This is a genomic window from Microbacterium sp. 13-71-7 (genome assembly GCF_002257455.1).
Lineage (GTDB): Bacteria > Actinomycetota > Actinomycetes > Actinomycetales > Microbacteriaceae > Microbacterium.
On record NZ_NCKN01000135.1, the window covers coordinates 1 to 11,205 of the forward strand.

General features: G+C 71.9%; 11 protein-coding genes and 1 pseudogene. 8 read left to right on the top strand and 4 right to left on the bottom strand.

What is annotated here, in order from left to right; all coding sequences use genetic code 11:
- The 3 genes and pseudogenes from B7X32_RS13225 to moaA form a co-directional block, all read left to right on the top strand.
- A pseudogene (locus tag B7X32_RS13225) lies at positions 1–233 on the top strand (molybdate ABC transporter permease subunit); the annotation flags it as partial.
- A complete protein-coding gene (locus B7X32_RS13230; RefSeq protein WP_292720364.1) occupies positions 230–1,339 on the top strand; it encodes an ATP-binding cassette domain-containing protein in 1,110 nt (369 codons plus the stop codon). The pseudogene B7X32_RS13225 and the gene B7X32_RS13230, both read left to right, overlap by 4 nt.
- Positions 1,340–1,439: 100 nt before the next feature.
- Positions 1,440–2,564 carry a GTP 3',8-cyclase MoaA gene (gene moaA, locus B7X32_RS13235; protein ID WP_292720366.1) on the top strand — a complete coding sequence of 375 codons (1,125 nt, stop codon included), beginning with the start codon at positions 1,440–1,442 and terminating at the stop codon, positions 2,562–2,564.
- A gap of 188 nt (positions 2,565–2,752) precedes the next feature.
- Here the strand turns inward: moaA and B7X32_RS13240 are convergent, their stop codons facing one another.
- Both B7X32_RS13240 and B7X32_RS13245 read right to left on the bottom strand, forming a co-directional pair.
- Entirely contained in the window at positions 2,753–3,163 is a 411-nt protein-coding gene (locus B7X32_RS13240) for a molybdenum cofactor biosynthesis protein MoaE (protein ID WP_292720368.1), read from the bottom strand.
- The gene (locus B7X32_RS13245; RefSeq protein ID WP_292720371.1) at positions 3,160–4,323 is read right to left on the bottom strand and encodes a ThiF family adenylyltransferase; all 1,164 of its coding nucleotides are present in this window, start codon (positions 4,321–4,323) and stop codon (positions 3,160–3,162) included. The genes B7X32_RS13240 and B7X32_RS13245 overlap by 4 nt, the downstream gene beginning before the upstream one ends.
- A 91-nt stretch (positions 4,324–4,414) precedes the next feature.
- Here B7X32_RS13245 and B7X32_RS13250 point away from each other — a divergent pair, with 91 nt between their 5' ends.
- From B7X32_RS13250 to B7X32_RS13265, 4 genes are read left to right on the top strand one after another with little or no spacing between them, the layout of a single operon-like run.
- Entirely contained in the window at positions 4,415–4,672 is a 258-nt protein-coding gene (locus B7X32_RS13250) for a MoaD/ThiS family protein (protein ID WP_292720374.1), read from the top strand.
- 23 nt (positions 4,673–4,695) lie between these two features.
- Complete coding sequence (gene moaC / locus B7X32_RS13255; protein ID WP_292720378.1) at positions 4,696–5,166, top strand: cyclic pyranopterin monophosphate synthase MoaC; 471 nt, start codon at positions 4,696–4,698, stop codon at positions 5,164–5,166.
- Positions 5,163–5,666 (top strand): molybdopterin-binding protein, encoded by a 504-nt coding sequence (locus B7X32_RS13260; protein WP_292720380.1) that lies wholly within the window; start codon positions 5,163–5,165, stop codon positions 5,664–5,666. Before moaC ends, B7X32_RS13260 begins: the two co-directional genes overlap by 4 nt.
- A 12-nt stretch (positions 5,667–5,678) precedes the next feature.
- Positions 5,679–6,218 carry a YaeQ family protein gene (locus B7X32_RS13265; RefSeq protein WP_292720382.1) on the top strand — a complete coding sequence of 180 codons (540 nt, stop codon included), beginning with the start codon at positions 5,679–5,681 and terminating at the stop codon, positions 6,216–6,218.
- Positions 6,219–6,360: 142 nt separating this feature from the next.
- On the opposite strand, the gene B7X32_RS13270 is transcribed toward B7X32_RS13265, so the two are convergent.
- The gene (locus tag B7X32_RS13270) at positions 6,361–9,780 is read right to left on the bottom strand and encodes an efflux RND transporter permease subunit (protein WP_292720384.1); all 3,420 of its coding nucleotides are present in this window, start codon (positions 9,778–9,780) and stop codon (positions 6,361–6,363) included.
- Positions 9,781–9,902: 122 nt separating this feature from the next.
- Positions 9,903–10,319: a hypothetical protein gene (locus B7X32_RS13275; protein WP_292720386.1), complete on the bottom strand. Its 417-nt coding sequence runs from the start codon at positions 10,317–10,319 to the stop codon at positions 9,903–9,905.
- 310 nt (positions 10,320–10,629) lie between these two features.
- Between B7X32_RS13275 and B7X32_RS13280 the strand changes: the two genes are divergently transcribed.
- On the top strand, positions 10,630–11,205 hold a 576-nt coding region (locus B7X32_RS13280; protein ID WP_292720388.1), incomplete at its 3' end, for a hypothetical protein.

Genomic DNA, 11,205 nt, shown 5'->3' on the forward strand with positions numbered 1-11,205 from the left:
TCGCCGGCACCGTGCTGTGCTTCGCGCGGGCGCTCGGCGAGTTCGGCGCGACCGCGCTGTTCGCGGGCAACGCCGCGGGGGTCACCCGCACGATGCCGCTCGCGATCTACACGGCCTTCAACGGCGCAGGGGTCGAGGAGGACACCGCGATCGCCCTGTCCCTGCTGCTGATCCTCGTCGCCCTCGCGGTGCTCGTGCTGGTGCGCGGCTGGCGGGCGGGGGCCGTGCGATGAGGGTCGATCTCCGCGCGCACCGCGGCGGATTCACGATGTCCGCGGCCTTCGAGGCGCAGCCGGGAGAGATCCTCGCGGTGATCGGCCCGAACGGATCCGGGAAGTCGACGCTGCTGAACGCGATCGCGGGCCTCCTCCCCGCCGCCGGATCCGTCAGCGTCGGCGAGCGCGTGCTGGACGCCCCGGCGGGCCAGGGCGGGGCGCGCGGGATCCACGTCCCGCCGGCGCGACGGCGCATCGCGCTGCTCGGCCAGCGCCCGCTGCTGTTCCCGCATCTGTCCGTGCGCGAGAACGTCGCCTTCGGGCCGCGTGCGCAGGGCGTTCCGCGCGCCGAGGCCCGCCGCCGCGCCGAGCGCCGGCTGGAGGAAGTGGGGCTGGACGGCTTCGCTGCACGCCGCCCCGCCGAACTCTCCGGGGGCCAGCAGCAGCGCGCCGCGATCGCGCGCGCCCTCGCCTCCGAGCCCGATGCGCTGCTGCTGGACGAGCCGTTCGCCGCACTCGACGCGCCCTCCGCCGCGCAGGCCCGCCGCCTGATCGCCGCGCAGCAGGGCGAGAGCCCTGCGATCCCGATCGTGCTCGTCACGCACGACCCGATGGACGCCCTGATCCTCGCGGCGCGCACCCTCGTGATGCACGACGGATCCGTGGTGCAGGGCGGCGGCACCGCCGAGGTGCTGGGGCATCCGCGGTCCGAGTTCGTGGCCGCGCTCGCCGGCGTGAACCGTCTCGCGGCGGTCGGCGCGGGCGGCGGCGCGGTCGCCGCGGGCGGGATCCTGCTCCGCGGGCACGGCGACGCGATGCGGGCGGACGAGGCCGGCAGCGTCGTGTTCGCGCCGGGCTCCGTGCGGGTGGATCCGCTCGCCGGACCCACGAGCGCCAGCCTCCCGGCGGCACCTGACCCCGCCTCGGCGCCGAACCGCTGGATCGGGCGCGTGGCGCAGCTCGATCCGATCCCCGGTGGGATCCGCCTGCACACCGCGGAGCATCCCGGCATCGCCGTGGACTGCCCGTCGACGCACGCCGTGGGCCTCGGCCTGCACCCGGGGCAGCGCCTTTCGTTCCGGATCGACGAGGGCGACGTCTCGATCCGCACCGACCTCGGCTGAGCCGGCCCGTCTCGACGCCTTCCGGCGGCCCGCGTCGAGCCGCGCGGATCCCGCTCCCTCCCAGCGGTGCTACGGTTGCCCATCGAAAGGGGGCCGACCGATGACGATCTCGCCGCGATCACTCGAGACCGATGCCGCTCCGGCGCGCGTCGGCTCCTCCCCCGACGCCCCTCGAAGCGCTCGACGGCTGCCCTCGACCGGCGTCCTCGACGCCCGCGAACGCCCTCTGCGCGACCTCAGGATCTCGGTCACGGACCGGTGCAACTTCCGCTGCGTCTATTGCATGCCGCGCGAGGTGTTCGGCCGCGACTATGCATTCCTGGAACGGCATGAACTGCTCACGTTCGAGGAGATCGAGCGGATCGCCCGCGCCGCTCTCGCGAACGGCGTCCGCAAACTGCGCCTCACCGGAGGAGAGCCGCTGCTGCGCCGCGGGATCGAGGAGCTGGTCGCACGGCTCGCGGCGCTGCGCACCCTGGACGGCGTCAAACCCGAGATCGCGCTGACGACGAACGGATCCGCGCTCGCCGTCAAGGCCGAGGCGCTCAGGGCGGCGGGCGTGGATCGCGTCACGGTGTCGATCGACTCCCTCGACGATCAGCTGTTCCGCCGCATGAACGACGTGGACTTCCCCGTCGCGCGCGTGCTGCAGGGCATCGACGCCGCACAGGCCGCCGGCATGCCCGTGAAGCTCAACACCGTCGTCAAGCGAGGTCTCAACGACGGCGAGATCCTGAGCCTCGCGGAGCACTTCCGCGGCACCGGTCACGTGCTGCGCTTCATCGAGTACATGGACGTCGGCGCGACCAACGGCTGGAGTCTGGACGAGGTGGTCCCCTCCGCGGAGATCGTCGAGACGATCGACGCCCGGTTCCCGCTCGAGCCCATCGCCCCCGCCGCGACCGGCGAGACCGCGAAACGCTGGCGCTACGCCGACGGATCCGGGGAGATCGGCGTGATCTCCTCCGTCACCAACGCGTTCTGCGGCACCTGCAACCGCGCCCGCCTCTCGACCGAGGGACGCCTGTTCACGTGCCTGTTCGCGACCGAGGGCCACGACCTCCGCGCGCTGCTCCGCGGCGGCGCGGACGACGCCGAGCTCGCCGCCACGCTCGCGGGGATCTGGGGCGTCCGCGAAGACCGCTACTCCGAGATCCGCTCGAGCCTCACCCCCGAACTGCGCGCCGCCCGCGACCGCATCGAGATGAGCTACATCGGGGGCTGACCGCCTTCTCGCGTCGACGCCCCCTCCTTGCCGCACCCTCCTTGCGTCGACGCCCCCACGGAGGATCCGCGCCCCCTCTGAGGTGCGTCTCTGCGAGGGGGCGTCGAGCGTCAGAGAGGGCGTCGACGCCGGGCGGCGCCCCGAGGTCGGCGGCACCCCGGAGCGCGACACCCCGGCGGGTCACCCGGTCAGAGGCCGACCCACTCCGAGACGCCGTCGGCGTAGTGCTGGCGCTTCCAGATGGGCACGCCGCGCTTGATCTCCTCGACCAGGCGCTCGCAGGCCTCGAACGCCTCCTTGCGGTGCCCCGCCGACGCGGCCGCGAACAGGGCGACGTCGCCGATCCGGAGGTCTCCGACGCGGTGCGCCGCCGCGACGAGCAGCCCCGTCTCCGCCGTCACGCGCTCCACGATCTCCTCGAGGAAGCGCTCCGCGTCGGGGTGCGCGCGGTAGTCCAGCGAGCGCACCTGCTGCCCGCCGTCGTGGTCGCGCACGACGCCGCAGAACATCACGGTCGCGCCGTGCGCTGCGTCGCCGACCGCCGCGCGGATGACCGCCTCGTCCAGGGGCTCATCGCTGATGATCGCGCGTTCGCTCACTTCGACTCCGTCCGCTCGCTCGGCGCATCCGCTGCGCCCGTGCCCTCGGTCCGTCCGCCGACGGCCGCGAAGGCCCTGATCCCGCCGGCGAGGTAGTGCGCGTCGATGCCGCGCTCGCGCAGCGCGCGCACCGCACGCCGCGAGCGCGGATCCTTCTCGCAGAACACGACGATCGGGCCGTCGCCGAGCGCCTCGGGGATCGGCGCGCCGGCTTCGAGCGCACCGAGCGGCAGAGCCGCGGCCCCCGGGATGCCCCGCAGCAGGGTCTCGTGAGCCTCGCGCACGTCGAGGAGTCGCACCTCGCCCTCGCGCCGCAGCCGCAGCACCTCGGCGGCCGACACGGCGGAGGGGTCGTCACCGGCAGCCGTGCCGCAGAACAGCTCGTAGTCGATCAGCCCGGTCACGGCCGGTGCGTCGTCCGCGCGCTCGAAGCCGATCTCGCGGGTGCGCGCGGTGAGCGCGTCGTAGAACAGCACCCGGCCGACGAGCGGCTCGCCGATGCCCGTGACGAGTTTGACGACCTCGGTCGCCATGAAGGATCCGATCGCGGTGCACAGGCTCGCCAGCACGCCGCCGAGCTCGCAGGACAGCACCTCGTCCGCGGCGGGCGGCGCGGGGAAGAGGTCGCGGAACCCGACCTCGGGCACCGCGACGCCGATCTGCCCCTGGAAGCGCAGGATGGATCCCCAGACGAGGGGCTTCCCGGCGAGGCGCGCGGCGTCGTCGGCGAGGTAGCGGGTGGGGAAGTTGTCGCTGCCGTCGACGAGGAGGTCGTACTCGGCGAGGATCCCCGGCAGCGTCTCCGCGGTCGCGCGCTCGCGATAGGGGCGGACCAGGATCCCCGGATCGATGTCGCGCACGGTGTCGGCGAGCGAGCCCACCTTGGACCGGCCGATGTCGTCCATGCCGTGGCTGAGCTGACGGTGCAGGTTGGACAGCTCCACCACGTCGTCGTCGATGACGCCGATCGTGCCGACCCCGCTCCCCGCGAGCGCGGGGACGAGGGCGCTGCCGAGGCCGCCCGCACCGATCACGAGCACGCGGGCCGCGCGCAGGCGCCGCTGCGCGGTCTCGCCGAAGCCGGGCAGCATCAGTTGGCGGCTGTACCGGGCGATGTGTTCGGGCGGCAGTTCCGGCCCCGGCTCGACGAGCGCGATCATAGGATCGAGTGTACGCGGGGAAAGCCCCGCGTAACCGATTGAATTCCATGATGCGGATGCTGTTTTCCCCGATACGGGCTAGATTGAGAGCATGGCCACCATCACCGTGCGGTACTTCGCCGCGGCCGCCGAGGCCGCCGGACGCGATCAGGAGCAGCTGACCGTCGAGGGCCCCGATGCCGTGTCGACGGTCGGGGCGCTGCGCACGGAGCTCCTGGAGCGCTACGGTGAGCCGATGGCGAAGGTGCTGCGCTCCGGTTCCTTCCTCATCGACGGCACGGTCAGCCGCGACGACGCCCGCCCGCTGGGCGCGACCGTCGACATCCTGCCGCCCTTCGCCGGCGGTTGAGCACGCACGAGTCTGGAGACGTGATGAGCGAGCTGACGCACCTGAGGGCCGACGGATCCGCGCACATGGTGGACGTGACGGACAAGGCCGTGACGCGTCGGGAGGCGCGCGCGCAGGCCGTGCTGCAGACCACCGCCGCAGTGGTCGCCAAGATCGCCGACGGATCGCTGCCCAAGGGCGAGGCGCTCGGCACCGCGCGCATCGCCGGGATCATGGGCGCGAAGCAGACCTCGGCGCTGATCCCGCTCTGCCATCCGCTGCCGCTGAGCCGGGTCGAGATCGACCTCGTACCGGAGGGCGACCGCGTGCGGATACTCGCCACGGCCGTCACGAAGGGCGTCACCGGCGTCGAGATGGAGGCGCTCACGGCCGCGAGCGTCGCGGCGCTCACCCTCTACGACATGATCAAGGCGGTCGACAAGCACGCCGTGATCGGCGACATCCGGGTGCTCGCGAAGTCCGGCGGCAAGAGCGGCGACTGGACCGCGGAGTGACCGGGGCGCAGACGCCCGCCCGGTCCGCGACCGTGCTCGTGGTGTCCACCCGCGCCTCCGCGGGCGTGTACGCCGACGAGACGGGGCCGATCATCCGCGCGTGGCTCGCCGAGCGCGGGTTCGCCGTCGGGGATCCGATCGTCGTCGCCGACGCCTCCGTGGCAGAGGCCCTCGCGGCCGCGCTCGGCGGCGCCCCCGATCTGCTGCTCACGACCGGCGGCACCGGGCTCTCCCCCGACGACCGCACCCCCGAGGCCACCGCGGCGCTCCTGGACCGCGAGATCCCCGGCCTCATGGAGGAGCTGCGCCGCCGCGGCCTCGCCGCGACCCCGATGGCGCTGCTCACCCGGGGCGTGGCCGGAGTCGCCGGCCGCACGGTCGTGATGAACCTGCCCGGCTCGCGAGGCGGAGTGCGCGACGGGCTCGCCGTGCTGGATCCGATCCTCGACCACCTGCTCGCCCAGCTCCGCGGCGCCGGCGACCACGGACGCACCCCGTAGGCTGAGACGCCTATGGCTATCGGGGCGACGATCCACACCTTCGACGTGCAGCTGGCGGACACCGACCGCGGCGTCTACGAGGACTATTCGCTGCGCGTGGCGCGGCACCCCTCCGAGACCGACGCGTACATGCTGACCCGGCTGCTCGCCTACGGGCTGGAGTTCACCGAGGGCATCGCCTTCAGCGAGGGTCTCTCCTCCACCGATGAGCCCGCCGTCGTCGTGCGCGATCTGACCGGGCGCACCACCGGATGGATCGAGGTCGGCGCCCCCGACGCCGAGCGTCTGCACTACGGCAGTCGCCTGGCCGACCGCACGGTCGTCTACACGCACCGCGATCCGGCCAAGGTCATGGCGCCGTGGGAGGGCAAGCGGATCCACCGCGCCGAGGACGTCCGCGTCTACAGCTTCGACCCCGGCTTCATCGAGTCCGCCGTACCGCTGCTCGCGCGCCGCAACACGGTCACGATGACCGTCACCGAACGCGTGCTCTACCTCGACCTCAACGGGACCACGCTGACGACGACCGTCCACGAGCACGAGCTCGGCTGACCCTTCTGGGTCGTCGGGCGAGCGCCGCGAGACGCACGCGGCGCCGTCCGGGAACTGCTCCCGCGAGGGCGCCGCGTTTCGTCTCAGTCGCCTGCGGCGTCTTCGCTCAACGACCCCGTGAGGGGCCCTGCGCCGTCGTCGCTCAACGACCCTGCGGGGGTCCTGCGGCGTCTTCGCTCGACGAACCGGCGGGGACTTCGGGCTGCCCGTGCTCGCGCAGTTCGCGACGGGTCGGGTGGTGCGCGGGCACGTCCGCGCCCTCGACGTAGGCGGCGGCGATCGCGGACAGCTGCGACGTCGAGGTCGCCGGCTCGGACGGCGTCGCCGCGGGGGACGCCACGGCGGGCTCCTCGACCGAGGCCTCCGTCGCGACCGCCTCCGCCGCAGGCCCGCTCTCCCGCTCCGCCGCCGTCGAGGTCCCGTCCCCCGAAGGCGCTCCGGGCACCGTGGGCGCTCCCGGATCCGGTGCGCCGGGGCCGTCCGGCGATCCGCCGGCCTTCGCCGCGCGCTTGGCCGCCCGGCGCTCCCTGGCGCCCTCGACGAGGTTGTAGAGCGTGGGCAGCACGAGCAGCGTCAGCACGGTCGACGACACCAGGCCGCCGATCACGACGATCGCGAGCGGCTGCGAGATGAAGCCGCCGTGGCCGGTGATGCCGAGCGCCATCGGGGTGAGCGCGAAGATCGTGGCGAGCGCGGTCATCAGGATCGGCCGGAGGCGCCGGGATCCGCCGGCGATCGTGGCGTCGTGCGCGTTCATGCCCTTCTCGCGGTACTGGTTCACGAGATCCACGAGCACGATCGCGTTCGTCACCACGATGCCGATGAGCATGAGCACGCCGATGAGGGACGCGACGCCGAGCGGCACGCCGGTCGCGATCTGCAGCAGGATCGCACCGGTCGCCGCGAACGGTACCGAGCTCAGCAGCAGGATCGGCTGGCGCAGCGACTTGAACGTCGCCACCATCACGATGTAGACGATGAGGATCGCCGCGAGCATCGCGAGCCCGAGCTGGCCGAACGCGTCCTGCTGCTGCGTGACCACGCCGCCGAGCGACGCATCGGCGCCCGAGGGGAGCTTCGCGCTCGCGATCGCCTTCGACACCGAGGCGGAGGCGCTCGCGAGGTCGTTGCCCTTCGGCGTGACCGCGACGGTCGATGTGCGCTGCCCGCGCTGGGTCGTGACCGACGCCGGGCTCTCGCTCTGCTGCACGGTCGCGATCTGGTCCAGGCGGAGGAGCCCCGCCCGGCTCGGGATCGTCAGGGCCTTCAGCTCGTCGACCGTGGTCGGCGGGTTCGCGCTCTGCAGATAGACGGTGAGCGAGGATCCGTCGATCTCCACGGATCCGATCTGCTGCGGGCGCATCGCCTGCGAGACGATGCCGCCGACCGCGACCTCGCTGAGGCCGTGCTGCGCGGCGGCCGCGCGGTCGACCTGCACCGAGATGTACGGCAGCGAGGCCGACAGGTTGCTCGTGACCTGGTTGACACCGGCCGAGCCCTTGAGCTTGGCGACGAGCGCGTCGGTCGCCGCGCTCAGCGTCTTCTCGTCGGGCGCGGTGATCTTCACCTGGATGTCGCTGGATCCGAAGCCCTGAGAGGCGGCGATCGTGATGTCGCCGACGCCGTCGAGCTTCTTCACGGCCGCGCGCACGTCGGCCTGGACGGTCTCCTGGTTCGCCGAAGGATCCGTCGTGATCGAGTAGGTGATGCCGGATCCGCCGCCGGAGAACGCGTCCCGCAGGGCGGATCCGCTCGAGCCGATCGAGACCTGCACGGTCTTGATGCCCTTGATGCCCTTGATCGCCTCCTCGACCTTCTGCGCCGCCTTGTCCTCGGCGTCGAGGCTGGGCGCCTGACCCAGCGACTGCGTCATGGTGAAGGTGTTCTGGCCGCTGGATCCGAGGAAGTTCACCTTCATCAGCGGGGCGGCGGCCATCGTGCCGATGAGCACGACGACGGCGAGCACGAGCGTGATCCACGAGTGCCGGAGCGTCCAGCGCAGAATCGGCAGGTACGCCTTCTGCAGCCGGGTCGGCGGGGCGTCCTCGTGCTCAGGGTCGATCGCGTGGCCGTCCGCGCCGAGCAGCGGCTTGCCCGGGCGCAGGAACCAGTACGCGAGGACCGGCACGATCGTCAGCGCGACGAGCAGCGACGCCGTCATCGCGATCGTCACGGTGAGCGCGAACGGACGGAAGAGCTCGCCGGTCATGTCGCCGACGAAGGCGATCGGCAGGAACACCGCGACGGTCGTGATCGTCGAGGCGGTGACGGCCATCGCGACCTCGCGCACGGCGCTGATGATCGCGGTCTTCTTGTCGGCGCCCTGCACGTAGTGCCGCTTGATGTTCTCGATCACGACGATCGAGTCGTCGACGACGCGCCCGATCGCGATCGTCAGCGCGCCGAGGGTCAGGATGTTCAGCGAGTATCCGAAGGCCTGGATGCCGATGAAGGTGATGAGCACGCTGGTCGGGATCGAGATCGCGGTGACGAGCGTCGAACGCACCGACAGCAGGAAGATCAGGATCACGATCACGGCGAAGACGAGGCCGAGCAGGCCCTCCTGCGCGAGCGATTCGATCGACTGCTGGATGAACGGCGCCTGGTCGAACACCGTCGTGAAGGTCGCGCCGGGCAGATCCTTCTCCAGCTGCGGGATGAGGGCGGTCACGGCCTTCGACACGTCCACCGTGTTCGCGGACGGCAGCTTGGTGACCGCGATCGTGAGGGCCGTCTTCCCGTCCACGCGCGAGAGGGACGTGACCGGATTCCCGTCGATCGCGACCTTCGCGACGGATCCGACCGTGGTGCCCGGGACCGTCGCGCCGACCAGCGGGACCGCCTGCACCTGCTCGACGCTCGTGAGCTTCTCGCCGGTCTGCACCGTGAGCGTGTTGTCGTTCTCGGTGATGGATCCGCCGGGGAACAGGGTGCCGTTCTGCTGCAGCGCATCCTTGATCGCGCTCGAGGAGAGCCCGGCCGCCAGCAGGGCGGTGTTGTCGGGCGTGATCGTCAGGCGCTTGCCCTGCCCGCCGACGAGCGAGGCGGCGTTGACGCCCTTGAGCCGCTCGATCTTCGGGATGATCGTGTTCGTGAGGCGCTGCTGCGCGGCCTCCGCGTCGGAGAAGCCGGTGACCGCGACCTGGATCACGGGGAAGTCGTCGATCGACGCGGTGATGACCTGGGGATCCACGCCGTCGGGCAGCTGCGACTTGATGCGCCCGATCGCCTGGTTGATCTTCTGCTCGGCGGTCGCGAGGTTCGTGCCGTAGGCGAAGGACGCCTGGATCACGGACGAGTTGGTGGTGCTCGTCGCGGTGGAGGTGTCGAGGCCGGGCACGCCCTGGATCGCGGTCTCGATCGGGGTGGACACGTCGTGCTCGACGACCTCGGGCGATGCTCCGGGGTAGCTGGCGACGATCGCGAGCTGCGGGAAATCGATCGACGGGATCAGCTCCTGCTTCAGGTTCGTGAGCGCGAGCCCGCCGAACACCGCGGCCACGATCGTGATGAGCGCGATCAGGGCGCGATTGCGCAGGCTCAGGACGGCGAGCTTCGACACGGGTCCCCCTTCATACCCCGGTGCGGAGGATCGGGCGTACAGGCCAGAGTCTAGATCGCCCTGGCATCGCATTCGTCACAGGATCCCGGCGCGCTCCCGGCGCCGGGATCCCCGCCCGCGCGCTACTGGCAGACGCCGTTCTGATAGTGGGTGTTGAAGGAGTGCACCTGCACCCAGGACACGGGCCTGCCGGTCTCCACGCTCCACCGGCGCGAGCCCTGCGCGGGCGCGGTGCCGTAGTTGGTGCCGTACGACGCCGAAGTGCCGTCGACGAAGTGGGCGTTGAGCTCGTAGACGTCGGGCGCGCTGTCGTAGCTGACGATGACGCGCTGGCCGTCGACCGTGTAGCTGCCGTTGTCGCCGGCCGCCGTGCTCCCGCACGTGACCGCGGGCCTCGACGGACCGCGGGGCGTGGTGGTCGAGGCGGCGGCGAGAGGGATCGCCGTGGCCGCCGCGATCACCGGAATGCTCCAGGCGGCCCCCTTGATGACGGTGCGGCGCCGCACCATGCGACGATTCTCGGTGTTCTGCTCGGACATGGTTCTCTCCCCTTATGACGTCGCCCGCAGGCGCACGGATGCGCGGCGCGGGCATGGATGCGATGGCGCGCGGGCATGCGGACGCGCAGCCCCAGGCGCGGTCCGGACGACGCTCGGGTGCGTCGACCGGTCCTTTCACGTTCGCCTCCGCGCCGACGGCGCCCGTACCGTCCGGCGGAGAATCACCCACCTTTTCACCCACCTGGGAGGGCGGCGGTCACAGCGAACCCGTAGCGTGGCAGTGAGTGTGAAGCATGCTGGCGCATGCACCTGCAGACCGGGGCGTGCGTGGTGATTCGTGGGGACGAACGTGGATATCGGGGAACGGTTCATCGAGGCGGCGCTGGAGAACCGGGACGCGGACGCCGCCGCGCTCGTGGAGATGTGGCCCATCGAGCTCTGGTACTCGCTGCCCCCGTACCAGCTCGGGACGCTCCTGGCCCGGCTCTCCCCTGACGCGCATCAGCTGAGCCCGACGGTCTCGCTCCTGTCCCGCGCGCTGACGCCGGACGACGCGACCTTCCGGATGCCGCGCCGGCGCGGACCGGTGCCGGCGAACCATCACCGCCGCGCGTCGATCTTCGAGGCCGCACGGCGTCGGTTCTCCGGGGATCCGGTCGGCGCGTACGAGCTGCTCGCGAACCTCAGGGAGAACGTCGCGGGTGCTTCCCGCTCCGGCGTCGGTCCCACCGATCCTGCGCTGGCGTTCGTGCTGATGCAGACCGCGGAGTCGGCGCTCCTCGCCGGACGCCTGAGAGAAGCGCTGGGCCTGTTCGAGGAGCTCGCCGCTGCGCCGCGGACGGCCGACATGGAGTTCTTCGCCCGCAGAGCGCACCTGCGCGGGGCGCTCATCCACCAACTGCACGGCAACACGTGCGTCGCCCGA